Raw genomic sequence first — 26,486 nt, 5'->3', positions numbered from 1 at the left:
CCGGAACCCTCGGGAGGAATCGGCAGTGGAACGTCGGAGCGGAGTGCTCGGGTCCGGGCATACGCGCGCGAAGTTCATCCTCATGGGTGAGCATTCCGTGGTCTACGGCCGGCCGGCCATCGCTCTTCCCCTGCCGGCGCTCGCCATGGATGTCGAGATCTTCGCGGTACCGGGGCCGGCTCGGATCGCATCCGATCTGTTCACCGGCGCTCTCGCCGACGCCCCCGCCGATCTCGCGGGTCCGGTCGCGGCCATCGACGCAGCCAGTCGTGCCTTCGACGTCCCGCTGAGCGATGTCACCGTCGCCATCGAGAGCACGATCCCGGCCGAGCGTGGGCTGGGTTCGAGTGCGGCGACGGCCGGCGCGATCGTCCATGCGTTCGCCGATGCGGCCGGTCGGCGGATCGGCGACGTCGAGCACTTCGACCTCGTCCAGGTGGCCGAGCGGGTGGCGCACGGAACGCCCAGCGGCCTCGACGCCGTGGCGACGAACTCCCGTGTCCCCGTACTGTTCAGAGGCGGTGTGGCGCAGAGCCTGCCGATGTCGCTCGACGCGACGTTCGTCATCGCCGACACGGGTGTCCGCGGGCGTACGAGGGACTCGGTCGCCTCCGTGCGCGCGCAACTCGCGCAGCGACCCGAATGGACGGAGGACCGCATCGATCGTCTCGGGGTTCTCGCGGAAGGTGCCGTTGGCGACCTGGGCGAGGGTGCCGCTGATCGCCTCGGAGCGCGCATGGCGGAGGCGCATGGCATCCTCGCCGAACTCGGTGTGAGTTCTGACGAACTCGACGCACTCGTGCGTGCTGCCTCGTCCGCTGGCGCTGTGGGCGCGAAGCTGACCGGTGGTGGACGCGGGGGGTGCGTCGTCGCTCTCACGAATTCCCCGGCTCACTCGGTGGAGGTCGCCGATGCGCTCATCGCGGCGGGTGCGCACGCGACCTGGACCTACGACACGATGGTGCCGATCGCATGAGCGGCAGGTCGACGGCTGTCGCTCATTCGAACATCGCGCTGATCAAGTACTGGGGCAAGGTGGATTCGCGGCTCGCCATCCCCGCGACGAGCAGTGTGTCGCTGACGCTCGACGCCTACCGCACGGAGACGACCGTCGAGTGGGGGAACGATCGCGATTCCGTCGTTCTCGACGGAGATCCGTTGTCCGGGGTGCCAGCTGATCGTGTGTCCCGATTCCTGGATCTCGTGCGCGACCTGTCGGGTCGGAGCGAGTACGCCAGCGTCGTCTCTCGGAACACGGTGCCCACCGCTGCCGGTCTCGCGTCGTCAGCGTCCGGATTCGCGGCTCTCGCCGCCGCGGCCACGTCGGCGGCCGGGCTGTCTCTGAGCCCCCGAGAGCTGTCGATCCTGGCTCGGAAAGGCTCCGGTTCCGCCTCGCGCAGCATCTTCGGCGGTCTCGCCGTCTGGTATGCCGGGACGGACGACGCTTCGTCCTACGCTGAGCCCCTTCACGACCCGGGGCTCGATCTGGCGATGGTCGTCGCCGTCGTCAATGCCGGGACGAAGGAGATCTCGAGCCGCGACGCGATGCGGCTCACCGCGGACACCTCGCCGTACTATGACGCGTGGGTGTCGTCGTCGCGCGTCGACTTCGCGGGCATGCTCGAGGCGGTCGCCGCAGGGGACTTCACCCGAGTCGGAGAGCTCGCCGAATCCAACGCCATGCGGATGCACGCCTCGATGCTCGGATCGACACCTCCCGTCTCGTACTGGGAGCCCGACAGCGTCCGGTGTCTTCGACTCGTCCGCGAGCTGCGTGCTGCGGGCACCGAGTGCTACGCCACGATGGACGCCGGACCCAACGTGAAGGTCTTGTGCCGTCGTCCGGATGTCGCGAGTGTTTCCGCGGCCGTCGGATCTCTCGGTGTGGCCGGAGTGACCACGTCGCTCCCGGGACCGGGAGTGCGTGTCACGGAGGCTCCGCGATGATCGAGGTCGCAGCGCCGGGGAAGCTCTTCATCGCCGGAGAGTATGCGGTGGTCGAGCCCGGGTATCCGGCGGTCCTCATCGCCGTGGACCGGTTCGTCACGGTGACGCTCGAAGCGAGTGCGGGGCGCGGACAGCTGATCTCCGATCAGTTCGGCCATCTGCCCGTGGTGTGGCGGCGCGACGGCGATCGACTCGTCATCGACAGGGATCAGCGTCCGTTCGACTACGTGCTGTCCGCCATTCGCGTGGTCGAGGCCTTCGCCCTCGAATCGGGTCGTCGGCTGGACTTCTACGACCTGGCGATCCGTAGCGAGCTCGACGACCGTTCCGGCCGGAAGTTCGGACTGGGGTCGAGCGCCGCCGTCACGGTCGCGACGGTGACGGCCCTCGATCGGTTCTACTCGCTCGGACTCGACGAGCTCTCCCGCCTCAAGCTCGCGCTTCTCGCGACGATCGGCGTGAATCCGCTCGCGTCGGGCGGCGACGTCGCGGCGAGTCTCTACGGCGGGTGGATCGCATTCTCATCTCCTGATCGCGGGTGGGTCGCGCGTCGATCCGCGGAGACGGACGTCGTCTCACTGATCGCTGAGGACTGGCCGGGGCTATCCGTTCGCAGACTGCCCCCGTTGACCGGGGGTCGACTCGTCGTGGGCTGGACAGGCGAACCCGCGTCGACGGCTCAGCTCGTCGATGGGATCCAGAAACGGAAGCAGCAGGAAGACAGCCACTACGAATCGTTCCTGGAGGACAGCAGGGCGTGTGTCGAGGCTCTGGTCGCCGCGTTCGACGCCGACGATCTCGCGGGCGCCCAGAAGCAACTCCACCGGGCACGTCGACTGCTCGTCCGACTCGGTGTCAGCGTCGGGATCTCGATCGAGACCCCCGACCTCACTCTTCTGTGCGACTCGGCCGAATTCGTCGGCGCAGCGGCCAAGTCGTCGGGTGCCGGAGGAGGCGATTGCGGCATCGTGCTGGCGGATGAGGCGACCGACCTCGACCCCATGTTCCGTCAATGGGAGCTCGGTGACATCAGGAGGCTCTCGCTCCATGTCCACCCGGCTCCGGAAACGGAAACGACTCCGTAATCCAGCGGGTTTAGGCTGATGTCATGCGTGATCTTCAAAGCGACATCATCGCCGAGCTGGGCTCCCTTCCGGAGGTGGATCCGGCCGCCGAGATCGAGAGGCGGGTCTCGTTCCTCGTCGACTACGCCACCACGACAGGCGCGGCCGGATTCGTGCTCGGGATCAGCGGTGGACAGGACTCATCCCTGGCCGGACGGCTCTGCCAGTTGGCGAGCGAGCGGCTCCGCGAGGGGGGCGGCACGGCCGAGTTCGTCGCCGTCCGGCTACCGTACGGCGTCCAGCACGATGAGGACGATGCGCAGCTCGCCCTCGGCTTCATCGCCCCCGATCGGAGCGTCACGTTCAACGTGAAGCGCGGCGTCGACGGCTTCTTCGACGAATACGGAGACGCCGTCGGCGATCGGATGACGGACTTCACGAAGGGGAACGTGAAGGCTCGGGCACGGATGGTCGCCCAGTACGCCATCGCCGGTCAGCGCGCCCTCCTCGTGGTGGGAACCGATCACGCCGCTGAGGCGATCACCGGCTTCTTCACGAAGTTCGGAGACGGGGGAGCGGACATCCTGCCTCTCAGCGGGCTCACGAAGAGGCAGGGCAAGGCCCTCCTGCAGCATCTCGACGCCCCGGCTCGCTTGTACGAGAAAGCGCCGACGGCCGACTTGCTCGATGACACTCCCGGGCAGACGGACGAGGCGAACCTCGGGCTGACGTACAACGACATCGACGACTATCTCGAAGGTCGCGAGGTCGCGGACGACGTCGCCGAGGCGATCGAGACGCGCTTTCTCATGACGCGGCACAAGCGCACCGTGCCCGTCACTCCGTTCGACGATTGGTGGCGCACGGCGTGACAACGAGCGAGGTGCCGGCCCGCAGTAGCGGACCGGCACCTCGCTCGGCGTGGGGTCTCGAATCCCGCACCGACGGACGGTGAGGTCAGGCCGAGCGTTCCTCCGTGGACGGGGTCTTACTCGTCGCGGCGATGCGCTGGTCGATGGCCGCAACGTCCTCGATGAGTTTCTGCGTCTGGGTGTCCGTCTTCGGCTCGCGGATGTTGCGGTCGGCTAGCGCCGTCGTTGCAGCCGCCGGGCGTTCGGTCTCCTGCGCGGAGGGAGCCGGGGACGTGTGCGCCTTCTGGTGCTGCTCGGCGACCCACCCGTCTTGCCGACGCACGAGGTCTCGCTCCGAATCGTCGGTGTTGAAGGACCACCGCTCGATGTCGCTCTGGAAGAGCTTCTTCGCCTTCGCGGGGCGATGCTGCCAGTCGAGGAGGCGGTCACGGAACTCGGTGAGCGCTGGCGCGAGCTCATAGCCGAAGGTGGCGGAATTTCGCTTCATCTCGGCGAGCTGGTGAGCGGCCCAGTCGGCGACGATCGGGGCGGACTTGATCGGCAGGAGTCGCACGAGGATGTCGGCCTGCCCGACCGCACGGTCGGCGAGAACCTGTTCGCCGGGCGTGAGGGAATTCCACACCGACGCCTCGGTCGCCGCGTCGATGAAGGCGGCGATCGCCGCCGACTTCTGCTCGCGTTCGCGCTGATCGACCAGACGGCGGACTGCCGCCTTCGCGATCGATGCGGACACGAATCCGGAGACGAGGATCGCGAGCACGATGGTCGCAGCCGTGAAGAGAGTCGGGCGCGTCTCGGGCGCCGTCAGCCAGGTCGTGAGGTCATTCCACCAGTCCATGCGCCGAACGATACCGCTGCCGTCGGCATGTTCCCGGCATTAGTGGAGGGTGTCGCCGGATGACCGGGATCCCCCGTTCGGGGCCGTGGACGTTCGCCTCGACAGGTGCGGCGTCACCCTCCGAGTCGAAGGCAATCGACGGCATCGTCGAGGGACCAGAACCGGCCGTGATCGACGAACCTCGCGTAGGTCGGCGAGTATCGCTTCGCCAAGAAGATCTCGCCCGCTGCCGTGTCGAGGAGCTCGACATGACCGACGACGGCGAACGTGGGCGTGGAGACACGCCAGAGCCTTTCACCGCGCGCATCGACCCGCACGGTGCCGGACGACGGCGAGGTGGTGGGGGCGGAGGTCGACGTGACGGCGACCGGTGCTTCGATGGTGAGGGTGTCGAGGGTCATTCCCGTTGTCCTTTCTGATGTGCGGCCGGCCCCGCTGAACTCGTGATCGAAGGCTACGACGCACCACCGACATCGCCGTCGGGCGGCCTGCGACGTCGTCCACAGGGGGACGGGCGGGGAGTTGTCCGCCGACGCGGCGATCGAGGGCAGCGCCCCTCGATCCGCTCCTGCACACTCGTGTTGCGGTCGTCGCTCCGGCGGACCCGGCATCCACGCCGGAGCGGCGATCCGCACCGCGGTCACGACGGTGGAGGAGTGCAGACACATGGGGGACCGGGCGATCGTGAGAGGTTCGGTGGACGGACGACCCCGCTCCGTCCGCACGGACGACGGCCTCGTCGTCACGAGCTTCCTGCTGAGGACGCGAGCAGACGGGGCGGCCCGCATCCGGCTGCCGAGAGGCGCTTCACCCGGCTGCTTCCTCGTGACGGTGATCGGCGAACCTGCTCTGGACATGTCCAACAGCCTCTGCGATGGGGCGACTGTCACCGTTGCGGGCGCGATCGTGCTGCGTGAATCCTCCGATCCGCCGCACGTGCTCGCCGAGCTCCACGGAGACCTCGTCGACGTCGACCGGGAATCCCGCGTGCATCCTGCGTCTGTGGAGCGACCAGGTGGCCGGGCGTTCCTCTCCTAGACTCGAACGAGCACGCAATCGACCGCCTGTCGGTCCGACTCAGGGGAGCGCCCGTGGAATCCGATCGACTCGAGCGTCGACCGACGCGAGGAGCCCGCGGCGTTTTCGCTGCGTCGGCGGTCGCGGCCGTCGTCGTGCTGGCCGGCTGCACGATGCAGGCGCCCACCACGGTGGAGACCACGACGACATCGTCGCCCACAGCGACGCCGACCGCGGAGGCGATCGTCCTCGTCCCGGACGGCACGGCGGAGGACAACAAGCCGTTCTTCGACCAGGTGAACGCGGCGACGGCGGAGAACGCGGACGCCGGCGGGCGGGACTTCATCGACGCCCTCGTCGCGGCGGGATTCGACAAAGGTGCGATGGAGGTCACGAACGACGCCACGACGCTGGGCGATCGGGCGGAGTCCATCCAGTTCAGTGTCCGCTGGGGCGAGTCCTGCCTCATCGGACAGTTCGGTCCGTCGGTCGACGGGTACCACTCGACCATCCAACCCGTGCTCGGCACCGGTCTCTGCCTCATTGGCGACACCCGCGTCATCGACTGGTGAGTCCGGCCGTGTGTCACCGCGACGGATACGTCTGGAGCGCGCTCGCCCCGTAGACTGGACCCGATATGGCCGAATACATCTATTCCATGGTCCGTGCCCGCAAGGCGGTCGGCGACAAGCTCATCCTCGACGACGTCACGATGGCGTTCCTCCCCGGCGCGAAGATCGGCGTCGTCGGTCCGAACGGCGCCGGTAAGTCCACGATCCTCAAGATCATGGCCGGTCTCGACACCCCGAGCAACGGCGAAGCGAAGCTCACCCCCGGTTACTCGGTGGGCATCCTCATGCAGGAGCCGGAGCTCGACGAGTCGAAGACCGTCCTCGAGAACGTCCAGGAGGGCGTCGGCGAGATCAAGGGCAAGGTCGATCGTTTCAACGAGATCTCGCTCGCGATGGCCGAGCCCGATGCCGACTTCGACGCTCTGCTGGCCGAGATGGGCGTGCTTCAGGAGGCGATCGACGCTGCTGACGCCTGGGACCTCGATTCTCAGCTCGAGCAGGCCATGGACGCCCTCCGCACGCCTCCGGGCGATGCGAGCGTCGCGAACCTCTCCGGTGGTGAGAAGCGCCGCGTCGCGCTCTGCAAGCTTCTGCTCCAGAAGCCCGACCTCCTGCTCCTCGACGAGCCCACCAACCACCTCGACGCCGAGAGCGTCCTCTGGCTCGAGCAGCACCTCGCAAAGTACCCGGGCGCCGTGCTCGCTGTGACACACGACCGGTACTTCCTCGATCACGTCGCCGAGTGGATCGCCGAGGTCGACCGCGGGCACCTGTACCCCTACGAGGGCAACTACTCGACCTATCTCGAGAAGAAGCAGGAGCGACTCAACGTCCAGGGCAAGAAGGATGCGAAGCTCGCGAAGCGCCTGTCGTCGGAGCTCGAGTGGGTGCGCTCGAACGCGAAGGGCCGCCAGGCCAAGTCGAAGGCGCGCCTCGCCCGCTATGAGGAGATGGCGGCGGAGGCCGAGCGCACGAGGGTCCTCGACTTCGAGGAGATCGTCATCCCTGTCGGTCCCCGTCTCGGCAGTCAGGTCATCGACGCATCCAAGCTCCAGAAGGGCTTCGGCGACCGCATCCTGATCGACGGCCTCACCTTCACTCTTCCGCGCAACGGCATCGTCGGCGTCATCGGCCCGAACGGTGTCGGCAAGACGACGCTCTTCAAGACCATCGTCGGACTGGAACCGCTCGACGGCGGCACCCTGAAGGTCGGCGAGACCGTCGACATCTCGTACGTCGACCAGAGCCGCGGCGGCATCGACCCCAACAAGAACCTGTGGGAGGTCGTCTCCGACGGCCAGGACTACATCCAGGTGGGGAAGACCGAGATCCCCTCCCGCGCCTACGTCTCGCAGTTCGGGTTCAAGGGTCCGGACCAGCAGAAGAAGGCGGGAGTGCTCTCCGGTGGTGAGCGCAACCGCCTCAACCTCGCCCTCACGCTCAAGCAGGGCGGAAACCTGCTGCTGCTCGACGAGCCCACCAACGACCTGGACGTCGAGACGCTCGGAAGCCTCGAGAACGCACTCCTCGAGTTCCCCGGTTGCGCCGTGGTCATCACACACGACCGGTGGTTCCTCGACCGCATCGCGACCCACATCCTGTCCTACGAGGGCACGGAGGAGAACCCCGCCAACTGGTACTGGTTCGAGGGGAACTTCGAGGCGTACGAGGAGAACAAGATCGAGCGCCTCGGGCCGGACGCCGCGAAGCCCAACCGCTCGGCGTATCGGAAGCTCACGAGGGACTGATGCGCCTGCACGTCCCCGTCCATCTGCGCTGGGGCGACCTCGATGCGTACAACCACGTCAACAACGTGGAACTCATGCGCCTGCTCGAAGAGGCGCGTGTGCGCGCCTTCTGGCGGAGCGATGAAGACGGCGACGGCGTCGACCGCGGCATGGCGCTCATCGAGGCGGAGGCCGGATCCGACACGATCACGCTCATCGCACGGCACGAGGTCGCCTATGTCGCACCGATCGCCTATCGTCGGGCTCCGCTCGACGTGCAGCTGTGGATCTCGCACCTCGGCGGAGCGAGCCTCGACGTCTGCTACGACGTCTACGGCACGGGTGAGACGTCGCGTGACCTCTACGCGCGAGCGGTGAGCACCATCGTCCTCGTGGACTCGTCCACGAGCCGTCCGCGGCGCATCACGGACGAGGAGCGCTCTGCGTGGTCGGTCTACCTCGGAGACCCCCTCCAGCTGGGACGCAAACGCGACTGACGCCTGAGTCCGGCGTGCCTGTCCACGGGCACGGCCGTTCGATTCAGCGAGTCGACGGGATGCGGATCATTCCCTCCTGGGCGACGCTCGCGACGAGGACACCGTCGCGCGTGTAGAAGGCACCCCGGGAGAGACCCCGTCCGCCCACCGCGCTCGGGGAGTCCTGCACGTAGAGGAGCCAATCGTCGACGCGGGCGGGGCGGTGCCACCACATCGCGTGATCGAGGCTGGCGATCTTCGCTCCAGGGGTCGCCCACGGGATGCCGTGCCGGCGGAGGACGGGCTCCAGGATCGTGTAGTCGCTCGCGTAGGCGAGCGCCGCCTGATGGATCAGGGGCGAGTCGGGAAGGGGACTCGTCGCGCGCATCCATACCGCCTGACGGTCGACGTGCTCGCCCTCCACGCTCAGGTAGATCGGCGACGGTATGTGCCGCATGTCGAAGGGGCGGTCCCGAGCCCAGGTCTGGGCCACGGGGTGGTCGAGATCGCCGAGGAGATCGGCTGCAGACGGGAGGTCCTCTGGCTGTGGAACGCCCACAGGAGCGGCGTGCTGATGATCCAGGCCATCGTCTTCGTCCTGGAACGAGGCGATGAGCGACAGGATGGGGACACCGTTCTGGTAAGCCTGCGTGCGACGGGTGGAGAAGGACCGCCCGTCGTGGATGCGATCGACCGCGAACGTGATCTCCTGGCTCGCATCGCCGGCTCGCAGGAAGTAGCCGTGCATCGAGTGGACCGAACGGTCGGGCGCGACCGTCCGCATGGAGGCGGTGAGCGACTGCGCGAGGACCTGACCGCCGTACACGCGGCCGTGAGGCATCCACTGCGACGGTCCGGTGTAGATGTCCTCCGTGGTGCGTGCCCCCGTGTCCGTGAGATCCAGCGTGTGCAAGAGCGACTCGATGGGGTTCATCGGCTGGCCTCCTCTGGACACCCTGACGGCGTCGGTCACGTAAGTTTATGAGGACATGAGTTCCACGATCACCTTCCCAGACCCGGCGTCCCTCTCCGACGCCCGGACGTACCTCGCGCGCGCTGCTCGTGTCGACGACACAGCGGTTCGTCTCGTCCTCCGGGGCGGAGTCCTCGCGCTCTACACGGCTGCGCTCTCCCCGCGGGGCCTGATGGATCGTGGTTTCACGGTGCTCGGGCTGCGCACCATGCGTGCGGCGAGCGGGTCCGACCTCGATATCGTCGTCCCGGTCCGCAGCATCCTCGATCGCATTGCGACGCCGGGTCCCGACGCGGGTCCGCCTCTGGATCTCGCGCTCCCCGATCAGAGGGTCACGACGGTGTGGGCAGGGATCTCGCCGCCCCGCTCAGGGTGGCTCCCGATCGGCGATGTTTCCGCCGCGACACTCGTCGAGACGGCGCGCCGTGGTGTGGCGGACGTCGCCGATGCCGTTCCAGAGGCCGCGGGGGACCACGTCGTGCATTCGATCAGGCAGGCTGTGTGGACACGGCCCATCGGGGATCGAGACGACCTGCCGAGCGGCGCGGCTTTCGCCGCGGACGCTCTCGGTTTCATCCCGGACGGAGACGAGAACGTCCCGATCTTCGCGAGCGGGTCCTGGGTGCGGCTGAGTCCGCGGCGCGGCCACGTTCTGGCTCGTCGCAGCGCGGTCTGATCACCCTCCGCCGATCACACGGCGGCGGCGACGCTCCGGCCCACCGTTCGACCGGAGAAGAGACACCCTCCGAGGAACGTCCCCTCGAGCGCTCGATAGCCATGCATCCCGCCCCCTCCGAATCCGGCGACCTCGCCCGCCGCATAGAGCCCGCCGACGGTCGTCCCATCGTCACTGAGGACGCGTCCCTCGAGATCCGTCTCGATACCGCCGAGGGTCTTTCGGCTCAGCACGTGCAGCTTGACCGCGATCAGGGGACCGGCAGCTGCATCGAGAAGCCGGTGAGGAGCGGCGACCCGCAGGATCCGGTCGCCGCGGTACTGACGCGCCGATGTGATCGCTGCGAGTTGGGGATCCTTGGAGAACGGATTCATGGACTGCGCGTCGCGATCGCGGATCGCGCGCGTGACCTCTCGTCGGTCGAGCGGGGCGTCGGGGGAGAGCGACTTCATTCCATCGAGCAGGCCTGACAGCGTCCTCGACACGACGAAGTCCTCGCCGTGATCCTTGAACGCCTCGACGGGCCCGGGGGCTCCGGCTCCGAGTCGCTTCGCCAGCAGCCGGAGATCCTTCCCGGTCAGGTCGGGGTTCTGTTCGCTGCCCGAAAGTGCGAACTCCTTCTCGATGATCTTCTGGGTGAGGACGAACCAGCTGTGCTCGTACCCTGTCTTCAGGATGTGCCCAAGCGTTCCGAGCGTGTCGAAGCCGGGCGAGTAGGGGTGGGGGAGCCGACGTCCTAAGGCATCGAGCCACAGCGACGACGGACCCGGGAGAATGCGGATGCCATGGCCCGGCCAGACCGGGTCCCAGTTCGTGATCCCCTCGGTGTAGTGCCACATCCGGTCGGTACCGATGAGCCGAGCTCCGGCACGCTCGGCGATCCCCCATCCGCGGCCGTCGACGTGGGCCGGCACTCCCGACAGCATCGACCGCGGCGCCCGTCCGAGACGCTCGGGCCAGTAACGACGGACCAGGTCGGGAGATCCTCCGATTCCGCCCGTCGTCAGCAAGACCGCGGAGGCCGCCACCCGGAAGTCGCCGATGGGAGTTCTCGTCGAGGACTGTCCGCGGGCGGCTTCGCTCGGCTCGAGGATGGTTCCACTCACACCGACGGCCGTGCCGGCCACGAGGTCCACGGCATCGACACGGTGTCGGTGCAGGACCCTGATACGGCCTGACGCTACGTGGGCCTCGACGCGCTGGACGAACGGGGCGAGGACGCCAGGACCCGTGCCCCAGGTGACGTGGAATCGCGGCACCGAGTTCCCGGGTCCCTCCGGACCGGCGCCGCCACGCTCGGCCCAGCCGACGATGGGGAAGAATCCGACACCGAGCGAGCGGAGCCACGGCCGTTTCTCACCGGCGGCGAATTCGACGTACGCCCTGGCCCATCGCTTCGGCCAGGTGTCGTCCTCGCGGTCGAACGCTGCTGTCGCCGTCCAGTCGCTCCACGCCAGATCGACGGAATCGCGGACGCCCATGCGACGCTGCTCGGGCGAATCGACCAGGAAGAGTCCGCCGAACGACCACCATGCCTGCCCGCCGAGGGAAGCGGGCGGCTCCTGGTCCAGCACGATGACGGACCGGCCGGCCGAGGCGATCTCGTGGGCCGCAACCAGCCCGGCGAGTCCTGCTCCGACGACCACGGCGTCAGCTGAGAGGGTGGCGCCAGCGGTCACGTTCTCGGTCATCATCGACTCCTTCGTCAATCACGTGATGCACCGATCGTATGGCGATGTCGCCGACGACCGCCTCTACTCGTCGAACGTGTTGACCATCGCGTGGGCCGCCCGCTCGAGGTAGGCCCAGAGTTCCGCCTCGTGCAGCGGAGAAAGCTCGAGCGTGTCGAGGGCTGCGCGCATGTGGTGCAGCCAGCGATCGCGGGCATCCGGATTCACCTTGAAGGGCATGTGGCGCATGCGGAGACGCGGGTGGCCGCGGGTCTCTCCGTACGTCGAGGGACCGCCCCAGTACTGTTCGAGGAAGAGGAGGAGGCGCTCGGCCGCCGGTCCGAGATCCTCCTCCGGGTACATCGGCTTCAGGACGGGGTCGCCCGCCACACCACGATAGAACTCGGTGACGAGCTTCTCGAAGGTCGGTCGACCTCCGACGTCGTCATAGAACGATCGTGCGAGAAGGTCGTTCATTCGTCGGTCGCTTTCGGCTTGCGGATGCGCGATGGCTTCTTCGTGGGAGGTGTATCGACGACGCCGACGGGTTTGGTGCGCGGGGGACGGGCGCCGGACACGCTCGCGGCTCCGTCGAAGCCCTCGAGCACGACGCTCTTCAGCGACGGGAGCTTCACGTCCATCTCGTCCATCGCCGCCTTCAGTCGGAGGCGCAGCTCGCGCGCGACGTCGTCCTTCGCGCTCGTGCGCGTCTTGATGACCAGGCGCACGACGAGCGCATCGTCTGAGATCGACTCGAGACCCCAGGACTCGGGACGCTCGAGGATCCGTGTGCGCCACTTGGTCTCACGAGCGAGCGCATTGGCCGTATCGAGGAGTCGGTCCTGAACCGCGTCGACGTCGACGTCGTACGGGACGGCGAGGTCGACGATGACACGGGCCCAGCCCTGCGACATGTTGCCGACGCGCAGGATCTCACCGTTGCGCACGAACCAGAGCGTTCCGTTGACGTCGCGCACCTGGGTGATCCGGATGCCCACTGCCTCGACCACTCCGGTCGCCGGACCGAGGTCGACGACGTCGCCGACGCCCAACTGATCCTCCATCACCATGAACAGACCGTTCAGAACGTCCTTCACGATGTTCTGGGCGCCGAAGCCGAGGCCCGCGCCGAGCGCCGCCGTGAGCAATGCGAGCGACCCGATGATGTCCTTGTCGACCGTGTTGACGATGAGGACGATAGCGATGACGGCTACGACGACGTTGACGATGTTCGACAGCACGGTGCCGATCGTCCTGGTCCTCTGGACCACTCGCACGGCAGCGAGCGGGGAGACCGAGAGCTCTTTGGTGTCGTCGGCGTTGTTCGAACGCTTGACCCCGTTCACGATCCGGTCGACAGCATGGCGGATGACGAGGCGCATCAACCAGACGGCGGCGAACGCGAAGGCGACGATGAGAGCGATGGACGTGAGTTTGCCGAGGAACGTCGTGTTCAGGAACGTGCCGACGGCATCGAGCATCTCATTGAGGTTCATCGGATCCAGCCTATCCGCGAGCCGGTCGGAGAAGACTGAACGCCGGACCCCAGGAGAGGGATCCGGCGCTCAGCGACCACGCAGGGGCCGGGTCCGTCAGCGCTTGTCTCGAGCCTGTGCAGCCACAGCGCGCTCGACACCCGCGAGGTTCTCGAGGACGAGGCGCCGGAGTGCCGGTGCTGCATCGGTGTGGGCGTCGAGCCAGGAACGGGTCGCGTCCACGAGTTCCTGGTCCGCGAGGGCGGATGGGTACATTCCCGCCACGAGGTACTCGGCGATCTTGTAGCTGCGCGATTCCCAGATCTCCTCGATCGAGTCGAAGTACCGCTCGACGAAGGGCCGCAGCACCTCGGTGTCGGCGGCACGCTGGAAGCCGAGGCCCGTCGTCCGCACGATCGTGTTCGGCAGCTTGTCCGAGTCGAAGACCGAGGACCACGCAGCGGCCTTGCCGTCGGCGGTGGGGATCGAGGCGCGCGCGTGCGCTGCCGACTGCTGCCCGGTCGCCGTGTTGTCGGCGGCGAGTTCGGCCTCGATGAGGGCTTCGTCGGCCCGGCCTCCCGCCGCCAGAGCGATGAGGAGCTCCCACCCGAGGTCGGTGTCGATGTCGAGCCCTTGGAGGGTCTCCGTCCGATCGCGGAGGTTCTCGATGATGTCGAGGTGCTCGTCGCTCGATGCGAGGGCGGCGAAGAACTTGACGAACTGGAACTGCGCGTCGCTCCCGGGCTCGGCGTTCCGGGCGAGTGTCCAGAGCGTCGATGCCGCCTCGTCGCCGGCAGCCTTCTGGCGCTCGGGGGCGACGTAGGCGCCGACCGCGAGCAGCAGCTGGTTGAGCGTCGTGCGGATCGTGGTCGACTCGGTCTCGCTCGCGATGTTCCCGAGCACGAGAGCCACGTAGTCGCTCGCCGGCGTCTCGGCGTCACGGGTCGCGTCCCATGCCGAGCCCCAGACGAGCGAGCGGGCGAGCGGGCTCTCGATGTCCGAGAGGTGGGCGATAGCGGTCGCGAGTGACACCTCGTCGAGACGGATCTTCGCGTAGGCGAGGTCGTCGTCGTTGAGGAGGACGAGGTCAGGACGTGCGAGGCCGATGAGCTCCGGCACGGGCGACGACGCTCCGTCGACGTCGATCTCGACGCGATGCGTTCGGCGGAGGCTACCGCCCTCGAGCGAGTAGAAGCCGATCGCCAGGCGGTGCGGACGCAGCGTCGGGTAATCGGAGACAGCCGTCTGCTCGATGACGAAGGAACCGATCCGGCCCTCGTCGTCCGTCTCGATGGCGGCGCGGAGCGTGTTGACGCCCGCTGTCTCGAGCCACAGCTTCGACCACGATCGGAGCTCCCGCCCACTCGTGGCCTCGAGCTCGTCGAGCAGGTCGTTCAGCACGGTGTTGCCGTAGGCGTGCTTGGCGAAGTAGGCGGAGACCCCGGCGAGGAAGTCCTCCTGCCCCACCCAGGCGACGAGCTGCTTGAGGACCGAGGCGCCCTTGGCGTAGGTGATGCCGTCGAAGTTCACCTGCACGTCCTCGAGGTCGCGGATCTCCGCGACGATCGGGTGTGTCGAGGGCAGCTGGTCCTGCTTGTACGCCCACGACTTCTCCATGGCGGAGAAGGTCGTCCACGCCTCGGTCCACTCCGTCGCCTCGGCGACCGCGAGAGTCGAGGCGTACTCGGCGAAGGATTCGTTGAGCCAGAGGTCGTTCCACCACTTCATCGTGACCAGGTCGCCGAACCACATGTGGGCGAGCTCGTGCAGGATCGTGACGACGCGGCGCTCCTTCACGGCGTCGGTGACCTTCGATCGGAACACGTACGTCTCGGTGAAGGTGATCGCGCCGGCGTTCTCCATGGCCCCGGCGTTGAACTCCGGGACGAAGAGCTGGTCGTACTTCTCGAACGGGTACGGCATGCCGAACGCGTTCTCGTAGAAGGCGAAGCCCTCCCGGGTCTTCTCGAAGATGTAGTCGGCGTCGACGTAGTCGGCGAGGCTCTTGCGAGCGAACACCCCGAGCGGGATCGTGCGGCCGTCGCTCGAGGTCAGTTCGCTGTGCACCGAGACGTAGGGTCCCGCGACGAGAGCCGTCACGTAGGACGACAGCACCGGGGTGGGGGAGAAGCTCCACGTGCTGACACCGTCGCCGGCTGCGACCGGCTCGGGCGTCGGAGAGTTGCTCACGACGCTCCACGCCGACGGTGCGGTCACGGTGAACGTGAAGGTCGCCTTCAGATCGGGCTGCTCGAAGACCGCGAACACCCGACGCGAGTCGGGTACCTCGAACTGCGTGTAGAGGTAGACCTCACCGTCGACCGGGTCGACGAAACGGTGGAGTCCTTCGCCCGTGTTCGTGTAGAGGGCATCGGCAACGACCGTCAGCTCGTTCTCCTCGGCCAGGTCGTCGAGGGCGATGCGCACGCCGTCGCTCACGACGGACGGGTCGAGCTCGCGGCCGTTGAGAGTCACCGAGTGGACGGACGCCGTGATGGCGTCGATGAACGTCGAGGCTCCGGCCGATGCCGTGAAGCGGACGGTGGTCGTGCTGAGGAACGTCTCGTCACCGGTGGTGAGGTCGAGCGTCACGTCGTAGCTCGATGTCGAGACGATGTTCGCCCGCTCGATCGCTTCGGCGCGGGTGAGGTTCTCTCCGGGCAACAGTGCCTCCTGTGATGTGTGTGGATTCTGTCCATCGGCCAGCCTAGTGCGGCCGTTCCGGGTCTCACCCGGAGCTAGAGTCGGAGTATGGCTTCCTCCGACACCACCGCCGAGACGGTGACCGTGGACTTCTGGTTCGATCCCTCCTGCCCCTGGGCGTGGATGACGTCCCGCTGGGTCGACGAGGTCGCTCGTCACCGCCCCCTCGACGTCACCTGGCACATCATGAGCCTCGCCGTCCTCAACGAGGACAAGGACGTGTCGGAGGAGTACCGCGCGTTCTTCCCCCGCGCCCTGCGGTACACGCGACTGGTCTCCGCGGCGAAGGAGATCCACGGAGACGCCATCGTCAAGCCGCTCTACGATGCACTCGGCACACGCATCCACCCGGGCGAGAGCATCGATGTCGACGCGGTCATCGCCGGCGCCCTCGATGAGGTGGGTCTCGAGGCCGACTTCGCACGCTACTCGGAGTCCGACGAGTACGACGCCCCCATGCGAGCGAGCCATTTCGACGGCATCGAGCGCGTCGGTCAGGAGGTCGGCACCCCGATCCTCTCGGTGGACGGCGTCGCCTTCTTCGGCCCGGTCATCTCGCCGGCGCCGAAGGGGGACGAGGCGCTCGCCCTGTGGGACGGCGTCGTCGCCGCTGCACGGTACCCGGGATTCTTCGAGCTCAAGCGCACGCGCACCGTCGGGCCGATCTTCGACTGAGCCGGGGCGCGCCCGATCGCACGATCCGCCGCGCACGCGACCCTAAACTGGGCGCATGCGCATCCACATCGCCACCGATCACGCCGGCCTGGAGTTGTCCCGCCGGCTGCAGGACCACCTGATCGACGCGGGACACGAGGTCGTCGACCACGGTCCGCAGAGCTACGAGCCGCTCGACGACTACCCGGGATTCTGCATTGCAGCGGCCGAGGCGGTCGTGCGGGACCAGGCAGCAGGAATCGACGCCCTGGGTGTCGTGTTCGGTGGCTCGGGCAACGGTGAGCAGATCGCCGCGAACAAGGTGACGGGTGTTCGCGCGGCCCTCGTCTGGAACGAGAGCACAGCTCTTCTCGCTCGGCAGCACAACGACGCGAACGTCATCTCGATCGGCGCGCGCCAGCACCCCGAGGACGAGGCGATCTCGTTCATCGACGCCTTCATCGCCGAGCCGTTCTCGCAGGACGAGCGGCACATCCGTCGGATCGGCCAGATCGCGGCATACGAGGCGTCGCGCTCCACCGATGCCTGAGGGTCATTCCGTCCACCGCATCGCCCGCCAGTTCGGGCACAACTTCGTGGGTCATCGGGTCTCCGCGTCGTCGCCGCAGGGGCGCTTCGCCGAGGGCGCGACGGTGCTCGACGGCCGCGAGATGCTCGGCGCCGTCGCGGTGGGCAAGCAGATGTTCCTCGAATTCGATGGGGGCGTCTTCCTGAGGGTCCATCTCGGTCTCTACGGAGCCTGGGACTTCGCAGGTCGGATCGACACAGACCCCACGATCATGTCGGCGGGCGGCCGCATGGGTCAGACCAATCAGCGGGGGACCGTGCGGCTCGACACCGTCGCGGACGGTGCCTTCGAGGACTCGGTGTCGAGCATCGGCGCGCCGAGGCGCGCACGCGTCCGCATGTCGGAGCAGACGAGCGCCCTGCCCGGCGTCGAGGCGGAATCCTTTCCCCCACCCCCTGTCGGTGCTGTCCGCCTTCGGCTCCTCACCGAGGAGTCGCTCGCCGATCTTCGGGGGCCGACGGCATGCGAGCTGCTCGACGCGTCTGGTGTCCAGGCGGTGATCGAGCGGCTCGGGCCCGACCCGCTCGTCGACGAGATCGACGTCGGGGAGCGTCGCTTCGTGGAGCGGGCCGGTAAGCGGGGCACGGCGATCGGGCTTCTGCTCATGGACCAGTCCGTCGTGAGCGGCATCGGCAACGTCTACCGCGCCGAGCTGTTGTTCCGCGAGCGGGTGAATCCTCACACGACGGGTAAGCGGGTGCCCACCGACACTCTGCGCGAGCTGTGGCGCGATTGGGTGCAGTTGCTGCGTATCGGGGTCGAGACGGGTCAGATGATGACCATCGACGGTCTCGAAGGCGAAGCGTACGACCAGGCCATGGCGAGTCGTGCCGATCGGCACTGGGTGTACAAGCGTGAGGGCCTGCCGTGTCGTGTCTGCGGCACGTCGATCGTCCTCGAGGAGATGGGCGCCCGGAAGTTGTACTGGTGCCCTGTCTGCCAGGCGTGACGGTGGCTCGGAAGCCATGCCACGCCCCGTCCGTCCGCAGGTCTGCGTGGTGAGGCATGACGTGAAAGGGCCCTCCCCGTTCCCGGGGAGGGCCCTTTCAGGTCACGTGATGAGCGGCGGAGAGGCCTGACCGACTACTTGCTGATGTGGGCGACGAGGAACCAGCGGTCTTTCTCGAGCCCTCTGGCGATCTCGATTGCGACGTCCTGGCTGGCTGCGTCGATCTCGCCGAGCTCGTCGACAGCGGCGTGCACACCCACGAGGGCTGCATCGATCTGGGCGACGATCTCCGCGATCGTGTTGTCCGACTGCTGGAAACCGGCGGTGAGCGAGCCGGTCGTGGTCTTCGCTGCGACCGTGGCCAGTCGCGCGTCGACCGGGAGGCCGAGGGCGACAATCCGCTCTGCGGCGAGGTCTGCCCACTCCTGCGTGTGGGCGACGACGTCGTCCAGCAGCTCGTGCACGCCGATGAAGTTCGCACCGCGCACGTGCCAGTGAGCCTGCTTGCCGTTGACGACGATGGCCGTCAGGTCGATGACGAGGGGGCTGAGGAACTGCGCGACGCCGGCGGCGACGTCGGGGCTGACGGAGGTCTGGGAAACGGTGATGTCGGTCATGGGCTCTCCTTGAGGTCTGTTGAGTACAACCGTACGCGTCCCTGGGCATTCCGCAAGCAAGAGAAGGCTCGGCTTACTCCCCGCTGACCGGGGGTTTTCTAGTGAGGCAAGCCTCACCGAAGCGCGACGAGAGCCCGGCGGGCGTCCCGGATGTTCTTCACGCGCTGCTCGTATCGCGCGGCGAAGACGATGAGGACGACACCGCAGACGCCTGCCCAGAGCCACCAGTAGCCGGACTCGTAGAGCCCGGAGATCCACGGCCAGAGCTGTGCCAGCCCGTGGGTGATGACCGTCAGAGCGCCGATGACGATGGGAGCCTGCAGTCGCCGGAGGACGCCGATAAGAAGGACCCCCACGGCGACGAGGCCCACCGCGATGACCCGCCACAACGTGGTCTCGCCGAAGTCGTACGCCAGTGAGGGCAGGATGAGCAGGATCAGCCCCGGTGACAGCATGGGCCACGAGCGCGCGGCGCGATCACGTGCGAGCCGGATGGCCCCCGCCACGATCGCGGCGGCGGCGAGCGGCACACTGACGTACTCGACCTGGGGCACGGTCGCCAGCATGGTGACACCGAGGACGACGGCACCCACGGTCGACGTGATCGCCGTGACCACGGAGGATCGCCCTGATCGAGTCGTCGCGACGACGGCGGTGGCGCCGACGATCAGGAGCCAGGACAGCCCGTCGACGCCCTCCAGTGATCCCTGCCCGACGAGGCACGACGCGCAGACGACCACGACGATCGAGCTCGCGGTCGCTGCGGCGTTCGCGAGGAGAGCGGAAGCCCGGAAGAGCGAGACGGCGACCGCCGCGATGAGGAACGCCGACGTGGCACCGGCGAGCAGTGCGAGGATCTCCGCCGGGGCACGGGTGCCGTCGGGTCCGAGGACGCGGAAGATGAGGGGTGCACCGATGGCCGCCAATGCCGTGAACCACGCGATGGTGCGTCCACGCAGGAGCCACGAATCTCGGAGCAGGACCAGGGCAAGAACCAGGAGCGCGACGCCGATCGCGACGACCACGACGGCGCGCCCGATCGGCCCGGACCCCGCCTGGAACGCACTCGGGAGTGTCGCGATGGCCGCAGCCGCACCGACAACCACGTCGGCGCCCTGGATGCGCCCGAGCGGCGTCCGTCGGCCTTCGATGGTTCGCGTACGACTGATCGTCGAGACGCCTCCCACGATCATGAGCAGCCCGGCGACGGGCAGGGAGTAGAACTCGACCGTGTCCACCGACCGATCCGCGAGGAACCACCAGAGCGCCGCGGTCGCGAGGATCGCGCCGACCCAACCGAGCTGTCGACGGGGGTGGACGCCTCCGATCGGGCGGAAGGCGACGAATGTCGGCGCGGCGGCGAGGATGAGGAGCGAGAGTGGCCCGAGCGGAGCGCCGAGGCCGGCCGTGAGGACGAGGATGACGAGCGCCGGTACGGCGGTCCCGATGTCCGCGGCGAGAGCGACGGACCGAGACCGCGCGACCCGGACGGCGTTGACCGCAGCGATGAGGCCGAGGGTGCCGCCGGCCGCGAGGACCCCCAGGCCCTCGGTCGCTCCGTGGTCGAGCCACAGGCCGATCTCGGCCGCCATGACCGTCGACGTGGGCACGATGGCCGACACTGCGATGACACGAACGATCTCGGGCCGACGTCGTCCGCTCCAGCAGACCGCCGCAGCGAGAACCGAGAGCGCGATCGCGATCCGCCAGCCGACGTCGGCCACTCCGTTCTGGAGGACCCACACGATTCCCCAGGATGCGACGGTCGCGACCGCAGCGAGACAGGCGACGACGACGGCCTCGACAGTGGTCAGCCGGCCGACGAGGAGGGCGAGCGCGATGAGCACGGCGGCACCGGCGACCGCGACGCCGAAACCGTCGGGGACCGGCCCGCCGACGAGGTCGATCGATCGCGCCCACGAAGGCGCGACGAGGCCGATGCCGATGACGGCGACGGCGACGCTGGTCGAGGCGATCACTCCCGACGCTGCGGCCCCGGGTGTGCGCCGCTGGGAAACGAGCGCGCGGGCGCCGACCAGGATGACGAGCGTGACAAGTGCGGCCCCCGGCCAGACGGCCGCGCTGGCGGTCGCCAGCGCGGAGGTGAGCAGCGCGAGCATGATGCTGCACGCGAACGCCGTCGTGCGGATCTGGGGGCCAGGTCGACTCCACACGCACAGCACGAGTGCGACAGCGGCGGCGATGAGGAGGATCGCGATCGACACGACCACGCCCGGAACGGCGAGTGCGCCGCCGATGACGGCGAGCGACAAGACGACCACGGGACCCCACCCCCAGATCGCGACGACCCGCCCAGCGCCGAGGGCGCGGAGCTGGAGGGCTACGAGGACCGCGGTGACGCCCAGGCCGGCGGTGGACTCGGCGAGACCCTCCATTCCCACGAGAAGCGCTCCCGTCGGGTACGTCCTGAACCACGGAGAGGACAGCGCATCGCCTGCATGTTCGACGACGAGGCCCGCCGGGAGCAGCAGTGCGAGGGACGTGAACGACATCATGACGGCCGAGACGAGGTGCAAGGTGCGCCGTGCCGCATCCGGCACGGACTTCGCGACGGCGACGACGACAAGCGCGGCCGCCGCGAGGAACACGGGGCGCAGCGCATCGACGACCGGGGGAGTCGTCGCCACTTCGTCAGCGGCGGAGACGGCGAGGCCCCCTAGCGCAAGCGCCAGTCCGAGCCCCGCGAGGACCCGCCACGCCGGGCCCGCGAGGGCGGTCGTCGACCGATGAGCGACGAGGAGGACGAGACACCACGCGGCCGCAGAGAGGGCGAAGGCGAGGACGGGTCCCCCGTCGATCGTGCGGAATGCGGCACCGGCCACGGAGATGGCCACGACTCCGAAGATCAACGCGCCGAGGCGAGTCATCTCGCGCTCGGCCCGAGGCACCGGTGCGACGAGTTCGACCGCGCCGACGAGGACGGCCGCAACAGCGCCGAGCAGTACTCGTGCAGCCCCGTCGTCCAAGGATGCCGAGCCACCGACACCGAGCGCGAAGACCCCGACCGGAGCGACGAGGACCGCGGAGAGGGAGGGGGCTCGGAGACCCGTCAGTCGGGCGATGCCGACGAGGATGGACGCGAGGACCACGAGAGCAAGTCCGGTGTAGAGCCACACGTCGAGACGATCGACGGAGAACAGGCGATTCACCCGAATGATCCACACGTCGAGAAGGAGCAGCACGACACCGATGACGGCGATTCCCTCAGCGGTGCCCGCGAGTCGACGGGAGCGCAGCGTCCACGCGATACCCAGGACGAGGAGGCTCGCGATACCCGTGAGGATCGAACGAAACTCCACGGTGGCGAAGACGTAGGCGAGAATCGCGAAGAAGATGGCGAACACCGAGACGAGGACGACACCCGCCGTGAGGAGGAGGATCTGTCCGGTCGAGCGACGGTGCTGCTCGGGCGACTCGCCGATGCGCTGAGGCGAGACCGGCTGTCGAGCGGGCACTCCGGCGCGGCCCTGCGAAACCGGGAGGGCCTCATCACGGGGCGCGGGTCCACCAGGGGGTGGGAACGGACCGGGCGCCGGGATCGCGCCGGCTGCCGTCTCGCGAGATGTCGTCGTCGGGCCTGCAGCCGCCCATGCCTGAACGACCGTCGGTTGGTCAGGGGGCGTGGGGCGAGAAGCTGCCCGTTGCCAGGCCTCGTGCCGGATATCGACGATGACGGCCTGGCGCTCCGCCTCCGTCTGCACCATCGCCCGCCCGAGCTCCAGGACTCGGGCAGCGAGTGGCGTGCGGAGGTCGAGCCCGCAGAACCCGCATACCGACGCGCCCAGCGTTCGGAAGCAGGACGGACAGAGCGACGTGTCCACGAGGTCCGCGGGACGCACGGGCCAGAACCGTTGCGGATGGGCCGTTCGAGGGTGCTGCGAATCGGTCATGCCGCACACTCTGCCAGAGGGCGTGCGAGCTTCTCGTACTGGGCCCCCCGATGTGGGATCCCCCGCCGTCCACAGGTCGGTCGTGCCCAGGCCGTGGGGGAGCGGCTAGCGTGTGGCCATGAGTGAAGACCACCACGTCCCATCGACCGCCATCGCTCTTCCCGGCGTACCGGCCCCACGCATCGCCGATGGCGTCTTCATCGCTCCCGGCGCGCGCATCGTGGGCGACGTGACGATCGCCTCCGGTGCGAGCGTCTGGTACAACGCGGTCGTGCGGGCCGAGCGCGCGCCCGTGGTGATCGGCGAGCGGAGCAACCTCCAGGACGGGGTAGCGGTGCACGTCGATTCCGGGAGCGGAGTCACCATCGGCGCGGGAGTGTCCGTGGGTCACAACGCGGTCGTGCACGGCTGCCGGATCGGCGACGGCAGTCTCATCGGCATGGGTGCCGTCGTTCTGAGCGGAGCCGTGATCGGAGAGGAGAGTCTCGTCGCCGGGGGAGCTGTGGTGCTCGGCGGGACCGTCGTCCCCCCGCGCAGTCTCGTCGCGGGCGTCCCCGCCAAGGTCAGGCGTTCGCTCACGGACGACGAGATCGACGGCCTCCGGCGCAACGCCGACACCTACATCGAGTACAGCGCGCTGCACCGTGGCGCGATAGCCGGGTGAACGGGGGACGCTTCCCGAGCTACCGCCCCGAACGGTGGTGGCGCGTCATGAATGTGTCGGTGTTCGGCGCGGTCGGGCGATCATCGACACCGATACCGAGCCCCACGACAACGTCGTGATCTGGCGGACCAGGATCGGGCTGTGGTGTTTCACCCCTCCGACCATGATGTGGGGAGGGAGTAGCGGATGGATGCCCCGGTCGTCTCGGCGCGAACGTCGGCGATTCCTCGCAAAGCTCGCGCGATGGGTCGAGCAGGGCGACTGAGGGGTCAGCCTAACCGCGCCGTCCCCCGGTCGAACGCCCGGCACGGGTGAGCCCACCGAGACAGATCGTGAGCCCGACGAGGAAGGCCACCCCGAGCCCGGGACGGCCGAGTCCGAACGCGATGGCCGAGGCGACCGTGAAGGCCGAGGCGGCGAAGGTCCAGAGGGCACGCGCCCGCGTGAGACGCCTCTGATCGCGTGCGTTCATGCTCGTCGCTCGGTGATCATGCCTTCGGCCCCAGGTCGCGCTCGCGGACGACCCGTATACCAGGAGGTCGGTCGAGATGGAGGGGCTGACGAGAATCGAACTCGCATCATCTGTTTGGAAGACAGAGGCTTTACCACTAAGCTACAGCCCCGAATCCGGCGGATATCCGTCGGGGGGATTTCAATTGTCACTGCTACGAAAGCGGCGTCAGACGCCGCAAGCGCCCTGCAAGGTTACTACATCGACGTGGCCGTTCCGTGCACGTGGGTCAGGGTGCCGCGCTCGATTGAGGCTAGACTGCATGAGGTCCATCCGCCCGACGCCAGCTACGCGAGGTCGTGTGACCACCGGCTTGAGTCAGCCGGGGCGTAGCTCAGCTTGGTAGAGCGCCCGCTTTGGGAGCGGGAAGTCGCAGGTTCGAATCCTGTCGCCCCGACCACGACCACTGACGTCAGATCCACCAACCAGGAGAACGTACCAACGTGAAGACCACCGTCGAAAAGCTCAGCCCGACGCGCGTCAAGCTCGCGATCGCCGTGACGCCGGACGAGCTGAAGCCCAGCATCGACCACGCCTACGGACACATCGCCGAGCAGATCAACGTGCCCGGATTCCGCAAGGGCAAGATCCCGCCGCCCATCATCGATCAGCGTGTCGGCAAGGGCGCCGTGCTCGAGCACGCCGTCAACGAAGGCCTCGACAAGTTCTACCGCGAGGCCGTCACGACCGAAGGCATCCGCACCCTGGGCCGTCCAGAGGCCGACATCACCGAGTGGCCCAGCGACAAGGACTTCTCCGGCGACCTCCTCGTGACCATCGAGGTCGACGTCCGCCCCGAGGTCGAGGTGCCCGCGCTCGACGAGATCACGATCGAGGTCGAGCCCGCCGCCGTCACCGACGCGGACATCGACGAGGAGCTCGAGCGTCTCCGTACCCGGTTCGGCACGCTCGTCACCGTCGACCGTCCGGCCAAGACGGGTGACTTCGCCCAGATCGACCTCATCGCCACGATCAACGGCGACGAGGTCGACAACGCCTCCGGCATCTCCTATGAGCTCGGCTCCGGCGAGCTGCTCGAAGGTATCGACGAGGCGCTCGAGTCGCTCACCGCCGGTGAGACGACGACGTTCTCGTCCGACCTCCTCGGTGGAGAGCACGCCGGCGAGACCGCTGAGATCACCGTCACGGTCACGGCTGTCAAGGAGCGCGAGCTTCCTGAGGCCGATGACGACTTCGCCCAGATCGCGAGCGAGTTCGACACCATCGCCGAGCTCCGCGAGAGCCTCACCGAGCAGGTCGAGCGTCAGAAGGCCTTCGGTCAGGGCAACGAGGCGCGCACGAAGCTCGTCGACGCCCTCCTGGAGAAGGTCGACGTCCCCGTTCCGCCGAAGCTCATCGAGGACGAGGTGCACCGTCACCTCGAGGGTGAGGGTCGTCTCGAGGATGACGCTCACCGCACCGAGGTCACGGAATCGAGCGAGAAGACCTTCAAGACGCAGATCCTCTTCGACCAGATCGCGGAGACCGAGAAGGTCCAGGTCAGCCAGGAGGAACTCACGTCCTACCTGATCCAGGGTGCAGCCCAGTACGGCATGGAGCCCGGCGAGTTCATCAAGGTGCTCGACGAGAACGGCCAGATCCCGCAGATGATGGGCGAGGTCGCACGCAACAAGGCGATCGCCATCACGCTCGGCAAGGTCACCGTCGTGGACACCGATGGCAAGCCCGTCGACCTCAGCGGGTTCATCCCGTCGGACGACGACGAGATCGACGAGTCTGAGGACGCCGCCGCCGATGCGGACGACGAGTCCGCCTCGAAGTAGGCCGTTCCTCTTCCGTGAAGCGGGTCGTCGACGTCATGTCGACGGCCCGCTTCGCCGTTGATGCGGCTCGATATGCGCCCACGGCGAACACGGCGACCCGCCAGCGTCGCACCCGATAAGTTCGATAACGCAAGCGACAACTGAAACGGAGCGCGACATGGCAGAGCCTCTGATGGCCCAGAGTGTATTCGATCGACTTCTGAGGGACCGGATCATCTGGCTGGGCTCCGAGGTCCGGGACGAGAACGCGAACGAGATCTGCGCGAAGATCTTGCTCCTCGCGGCCGAGGATCCCAAGAAGGACATCTACCTCTACGTCAACTCGCCCGGTGGATCCATCACCGCGGGTATGGCGATCTACGACACGATGCAGTTCGTCCCCAATGACATCGTCACGGTGGGGATCGGTATGGCGGCCTCGATGGGGCAGCTTCTGCTCACGAGCGGCACGAAGGGCAAGCGGTACATCACGCCGAACGCCCGTGTCCTGCTGCACCAGCCGCACGGTGGCTTCGGCGGAACCTCGAGCGACATCCAGACTCAGGCGCAGCTCATCATCGACATGAAGAACCGCCTCGCGCAGATCACGGCGGATCAGACGGGCAAGTCGCTCGAGCAGGTCAACGCGGACGGTGACCGTGACCGCTGGTTCACCGCGCAGGAGGCCCTCGAGTACGGCTTCGTCGACCACATCCGCGAGTCCGCGACCGACGTGATCGGCGGCGGCGGTACCGAGGTCGCCGACGGCGGCACCGGAAACCCCGCGGTCTGATCGCCGGCGAGAGAACGAGAGACAG

25 protein-coding genes and 2 tRNA genes are annotated in these 26,486 nt (G+C 67.8%); 16 read left to right on the top strand and 11 right to left on the bottom strand.

The window, feature by feature from the left end; translation table 11 throughout:
- Positions 1 to 25: 25 nt before the first annotated feature.
- Genes mvk through nadE form a run of 4 tightly spaced genes read left to right on the top strand, consistent with a single transcriptional unit; the run spans position 26 to position 3,883 of the window.
- Complete coding sequence (mvk, locus tag CLV49_RS16780; protein ID WP_106564565.1) at positions 26 to 976, top strand: mevalonate kinase; 951 nt, start codon at positions 26 to 28, stop codon at positions 974 to 976.
- On the top strand, positions 973 to 1,947 hold the full coding sequence (gene mvaD / locus CLV49_RS16775) for a diphosphomevalonate decarboxylase (RefSeq protein WP_106564564.1): 975 nt from the start codon (positions 973 to 975) through the stop codon (positions 1,945 to 1,947). Before mvk ends, mvaD begins: the two co-directional genes overlap by 4 nt.
- Entirely contained in the window at positions 1,944 to 3,032 is a 1,089-nt protein-coding gene (locus tag CLV49_RS16770; protein WP_106564563.1) for a phosphomevalonate kinase, read from the top strand. Before mvaD ends, CLV49_RS16770 begins: the two co-directional genes overlap by 4 nt.
- A 23-nt stretch (positions 3,033 to 3,055) precedes the next feature.
- Positions 3,056 to 3,883, top strand: coding sequence for an ammonia-dependent NAD(+) synthetase (gene nadE / locus CLV49_RS16765; protein ID WP_106564562.1), 828 nt, complete (start codon positions 3,056 to 3,058; stop codon positions 3,881 to 3,883).
- An 85-nt stretch (positions 3,884 to 3,968) separates the two neighbouring features.
- Here nadE and CLV49_RS16760 read toward each other — a convergent pair whose 3' ends face one another.
- Both CLV49_RS16760 and CLV49_RS16755 read right to left on the bottom strand, forming a co-directional pair.
- Positions 3,969 to 4,721, bottom strand: coding sequence for a hypothetical protein (locus tag CLV49_RS16760; RefSeq protein WP_106564561.1), 753 nt, complete (start codon positions 4,719 to 4,721; stop codon positions 3,969 to 3,971).
- A gap of 113 nt (positions 4,722 to 4,834) precedes the next feature.
- Complete coding sequence (locus CLV49_RS16755) at positions 4,835 to 5,122, bottom strand: hypothetical protein (protein WP_243696521.1); 288 nt, start codon at positions 5,120 to 5,122, stop codon at positions 4,835 to 4,837.
- A gap of 265 nt (positions 5,123 to 5,387) precedes the next feature.
- On the opposite strand from CLV49_RS16755, the gene CLV49_RS16750 reads away from it, so the two are divergent.
- From CLV49_RS16750 to CLV49_RS16735, 4 genes are all read left to right on the top strand, one after another.
- Positions 5,388 to 5,759: a hypothetical protein gene (locus tag CLV49_RS16750; protein ID WP_106564560.1), complete on the top strand. Its 372-nt coding sequence runs from the start codon at positions 5,388 to 5,390 to the stop codon at positions 5,757 to 5,759.
- A 53-nt stretch (positions 5,760 to 5,812) separates the two neighbouring features.
- Entirely contained in the window at positions 5,813 to 6,310 is a 498-nt protein-coding gene (locus CLV49_RS16745; protein WP_106564559.1) for a DUF6993 domain-containing protein, read from the top strand.
- Between the two features lie 65 nt (positions 6,311 to 6,375).
- Positions 6,376 to 8,058: an energy-dependent translational throttle protein EttA gene (ettA, locus tag CLV49_RS16740; RefSeq protein WP_106564558.1), complete on the top strand. Its 1,683-nt coding sequence runs from the start codon at positions 6,376 to 6,378 to the stop codon at positions 8,056 to 8,058.
- Entirely contained in the window at positions 8,058 to 8,534 is a 477-nt protein-coding gene (locus tag CLV49_RS16735; protein WP_106564557.1) for an acyl-CoA thioesterase, read from the top strand. The genes ettA and CLV49_RS16735 overlap by 1 nt, the downstream gene beginning before the upstream one ends.
- A 43-nt stretch (positions 8,535 to 8,577) precedes the next feature.
- Here CLV49_RS16735 and CLV49_RS16730 read toward each other — a convergent pair whose 3' ends face one another.
- On the bottom strand, positions 8,578 to 9,447 hold the full coding sequence (locus CLV49_RS16730) for an acyl-CoA thioesterase (RefSeq protein WP_106564556.1): 870 nt from the start codon (positions 9,445 to 9,447) through the stop codon (positions 8,578 to 8,580).
- A gap of 55 nt (positions 9,448 to 9,502) precedes the next feature.
- On the opposite strand from CLV49_RS16730, the gene CLV49_RS16725 reads away from it, so the two are divergent.
- Positions 9,503 to 10,162, top strand: a complete 660-nt coding sequence (locus CLV49_RS16725; protein WP_106564555.1) for a DUF8185 domain-containing protein — start codon at positions 9,503 to 9,505, stop codon at positions 10,160 to 10,162.
- A 14-nt stretch (positions 10,163 to 10,176) separates the two neighbouring features.
- Here CLV49_RS16725 and CLV49_RS16720 read toward each other — a convergent pair whose 3' ends face one another.
- From CLV49_RS16720 to pepN, 4 genes are all read right to left on the bottom strand, one after another.
- A complete protein-coding gene (locus CLV49_RS16720) occupies positions 10,177 to 11,853 on the bottom strand; it encodes an FAD-binding dehydrogenase (protein ID WP_106565181.1) in 1,677 nt (558 codons plus the stop codon).
- A 63-nt stretch (positions 11,854 to 11,916) separates the two neighbouring features.
- Positions 11,917 to 12,309 (bottom strand): globin, encoded by a 393-nt coding sequence (locus CLV49_RS16715; protein WP_106564554.1) that lies wholly within the window; start codon positions 12,307 to 12,309, stop codon positions 11,917 to 11,919.
- A complete protein-coding gene (locus tag CLV49_RS16710) occupies positions 12,306 to 13,328 on the bottom strand; it encodes a mechanosensitive ion channel family protein (protein ID WP_106564553.1) in 1,023 nt (340 codons plus the stop codon). Before CLV49_RS16710 ends, CLV49_RS16715 begins: the two co-directional genes overlap by 4 nt.
- A gap of 96 nt (positions 13,329 to 13,424) precedes the next feature.
- Positions 13,425 to 15,971 carry an aminopeptidase N gene (gene pepN, locus CLV49_RS16705; RefSeq protein ID WP_106564552.1) on the bottom strand — a complete coding sequence of 849 codons (2,547 nt, stop codon included), beginning with the start codon at positions 15,969 to 15,971 and terminating at the stop codon, positions 13,425 to 13,427.
- An 87-nt stretch (positions 15,972 to 16,058) separates the two neighbouring features.
- Here pepN and CLV49_RS16700 point away from each other — a divergent pair, with 87 nt between their 5' ends.
- The 3 genes from CLV49_RS16700 to CLV49_RS16690 are packed head-to-tail and all read left to right on the top strand — an operon-like array spanning position 16,059 to position 18,202.
- On the top strand, positions 16,059 to 16,685 hold the full coding sequence (locus CLV49_RS16700; RefSeq protein ID WP_106564551.1) for a mycothiol-dependent nitroreductase Rv2466c family protein: 627 nt from the start codon (positions 16,059 to 16,061) through the stop codon (positions 16,683 to 16,685).
- Positions 16,686 to 16,740: 55 nt separating this feature from the next.
- A complete protein-coding gene (locus CLV49_RS16695; protein WP_106564550.1) occupies positions 16,741 to 17,214 on the top strand; it encodes a ribose-5-phosphate isomerase in 474 nt (157 codons plus the stop codon).
- Positions 17,207 to 18,202 carry an Fpg/Nei family DNA glycosylase gene (locus CLV49_RS16690; protein ID WP_106564549.1) on the top strand — a complete coding sequence of 332 codons (996 nt, stop codon included), beginning with the start codon at positions 17,207 to 17,209 and terminating at the stop codon, positions 18,200 to 18,202. Before CLV49_RS16695 ends, CLV49_RS16690 begins: the two co-directional genes overlap by 8 nt.
- A 134-nt stretch (positions 18,203 to 18,336) precedes the next feature.
- Here CLV49_RS16690 and CLV49_RS16685 read toward each other — a convergent pair whose 3' ends face one another.
- Positions 18,337 to 18,819, bottom strand: a complete 483-nt coding sequence (locus CLV49_RS16685; RefSeq protein ID WP_106564548.1) for a Dps family protein — start codon at positions 18,817 to 18,819, stop codon at positions 18,337 to 18,339.
- 113 nt (positions 18,820 to 18,932) lie between these two features.
- Positions 18,933 to 22,295, bottom strand: coding sequence for an SCO7613 C-terminal domain-containing membrane protein (locus CLV49_RS16680; RefSeq protein ID WP_106564547.1), 3,363 nt, complete (start codon positions 22,293 to 22,295; stop codon positions 18,933 to 18,935).
- 553 nt (positions 22,296 to 22,848) lie between these two features.
- Between CLV49_RS16680 and CLV49_RS16675 the strand changes: the two genes are divergently transcribed.
- The gene (locus CLV49_RS16675) at positions 22,849 to 23,394 is read left to right on the top strand and encodes a gamma carbonic anhydrase family protein (protein ID WP_106564546.1); all 546 of its coding nucleotides are present in this window, start codon (positions 22,849 to 22,851) and stop codon (positions 23,392 to 23,394) included.
- Positions 23,395 to 23,668: 274 nt separating this feature from the next.
- Here CLV49_RS16675 and CLV49_RS16670 read toward each other — a convergent pair whose 3' ends face one another.
- Positions 23,669 to 23,866: a hypothetical protein gene (locus CLV49_RS16670; protein WP_106564545.1), complete on the bottom strand. Its 198-nt coding sequence runs from the start codon at positions 23,864 to 23,866 to the stop codon at positions 23,669 to 23,671.
- A gap of 77 nt (positions 23,867 to 23,943) precedes the next feature.
- Positions 23,944 to 24,017: transfer RNA gene (locus CLV49_RS16665), tRNA-Gly, on the bottom strand.
- A gap of 211 nt (positions 24,018 to 24,228) precedes the next feature.
- Between CLV49_RS16665 and CLV49_RS16660 the strand changes: the two genes are divergently transcribed.
- The 3 genes from CLV49_RS16660 to CLV49_RS16650 all read left to right on the top strand — a co-directional run bounded on the left by CLV49_RS16660 (position 24,229) and on the right by CLV49_RS16650 (position 26,461).
- Positions 24,229 to 24,305: transfer RNA gene (locus CLV49_RS16660), tRNA-Pro, on the top strand.
- A gap of 43 nt (positions 24,306 to 24,348) precedes the next feature.
- Positions 24,349 to 25,689, top strand: coding sequence for a trigger factor (gene tig / locus CLV49_RS16655; protein ID WP_106564544.1), 1,341 nt, complete (start codon positions 24,349 to 24,351; stop codon positions 25,687 to 25,689).
- Between the two features lie 157 nt (positions 25,690 to 25,846).
- Positions 25,847 to 26,461 (top strand): ATP-dependent Clp protease proteolytic subunit, encoded by a 615-nt coding sequence (locus tag CLV49_RS16650; RefSeq protein WP_106564543.1) that lies wholly within the window; start codon positions 25,847 to 25,849, stop codon positions 26,459 to 26,461.
- The last annotated feature ends 25 nt before the right edge of the window (positions 26,462 to 26,486 follow it).

It is taken from the genome of Labedella gwakjiensis, from assembly GCF_003014675.1.
Lineage (GTDB): Bacteria > Actinomycetota > Actinomycetes > Actinomycetales > Microbacteriaceae > Labedella > Labedella gwakjiensis.
Note: the sequence above shows the minus strand (reverse complement) of the source record. Positions and strands in the feature narration are given on the sequence as shown.

Excerpts from the sequence above, each read along its gene's own strand:
- CLV49_RS16770 (WP_106564563.1), top strand. The coding sequence starts at position 1,944 with ATGATCGAGGTCGCAGCGCCGGGGAAGCTCTTCATCGCCGGAGAGTAT.
- CLV49_RS16670 (WP_106564545.1), bottom strand. The coding sequence starts at position 23,866 with ATGAACGCACGCGATCAGAGGCGTCTCACGCGGGCGCGTGCCCTCTGG.
- CLV49_RS16710 (WP_106564553.1), bottom strand. The coding sequence starts at position 13,328 with ATGAACCTCAATGAGATGCTCGATGCCGTCGGCACGTTCCTGAACACG.
- CLV49_RS16725 (WP_106564555.1), top strand. The coding sequence starts at position 9,503 with ATGAGTTCCACGATCACCTTCCCAGACCCGGCGTCCCTCTCCGACGCC.
- CLV49_RS16760 (WP_106564561.1), bottom strand. The coding sequence starts at position 4,721 with ATGGACTGGTGGAATGACCTCACGACCTGGCTGACGGCGCCCGAGACG.
- CLV49_RS16675 (WP_106564546.1), top strand. The coding sequence starts at position 22,849 with ATGAGTGAAGACCACCACGTCCCATCGACCGCCATCGCTCTTCCCGGC.
- CLV49_RS16685 (WP_106564548.1), bottom strand. The coding sequence starts at position 18,819 with ATGACCGACATCACCGTTTCCCAGACCTCCGTCAGCCCCGACGTCGCC.
- CLV49_RS16750 (WP_106564560.1), top strand. The coding sequence starts at position 5,388 with ATGGGGGACCGGGCGATCGTGAGAGGTTCGGTGGACGGACGACCCCGC.
- CLV49_RS16730 (WP_106564556.1), bottom strand. The coding sequence starts at position 9,447 with ATGAACCCCATCGAGTCGCTCTTGCACACGCTGGATCTCACGGACACG.
- CLV49_RS16720 (WP_106565181.1), bottom strand. The coding sequence starts at position 11,853 with ATGACCGAGAACGTGACCGCTGGCGCCACCCTCTCAGCTGACGCCGTG.
- CLV49_RS16650 (WP_106564543.1), top strand. The coding sequence starts at position 25,847 with ATGGCAGAGCCTCTGATGGCCCAGAGTGTATTCGATCGACTTCTGAGG.
- CLV49_RS16735 (WP_106564557.1), top strand. The coding sequence starts at position 8,058 with ATGCGCCTGCACGTCCCCGTCCATCTGCGCTGGGGCGACCTCGATGCG.
- ettA (WP_106564558.1), top strand. The coding sequence starts at position 6,376 with ATGGCCGAATACATCTATTCCATGGTCCGTGCCCGCAAGGCGGTCGGC.
- mvaD (WP_106564564.1), top strand. The coding sequence starts at position 973 with ATGAGCGGCAGGTCGACGGCTGTCGCTCATTCGAACATCGCGCTGATC.
- CLV49_RS16695 (WP_106564550.1), top strand. The coding sequence starts at position 16,741 with ATGCGCATCCACATCGCCACCGATCACGCCGGCCTGGAGTTGTCCCGC.
- CLV49_RS16715 (WP_106564554.1), bottom strand. The coding sequence starts at position 12,309 with ATGAACGACCTTCTCGCACGATCGTTCTATGACGACGTCGGAGGTCGA.
- CLV49_RS16700 (WP_106564551.1), top strand. The coding sequence starts at position 16,059 with ATGGCTTCCTCCGACACCACCGCCGAGACGGTGACCGTGGACTTCTGG.
- CLV49_RS16755 (WP_243696521.1), bottom strand. The coding sequence starts at position 5,122 with ATGACCCTCGACACCCTCACCATCGAAGCACCGGTCGCCGTCACGTCG.
- nadE (WP_106564562.1), top strand. The coding sequence starts at position 3,056 with ATGCGTGATCTTCAAAGCGACATCATCGCCGAGCTGGGCTCCCTTCCG.
- CLV49_RS16690 (WP_106564549.1), top strand. The coding sequence starts at position 17,207 with ATGCCTGAGGGTCATTCCGTCCACCGCATCGCCCGCCAGTTCGGGCAC.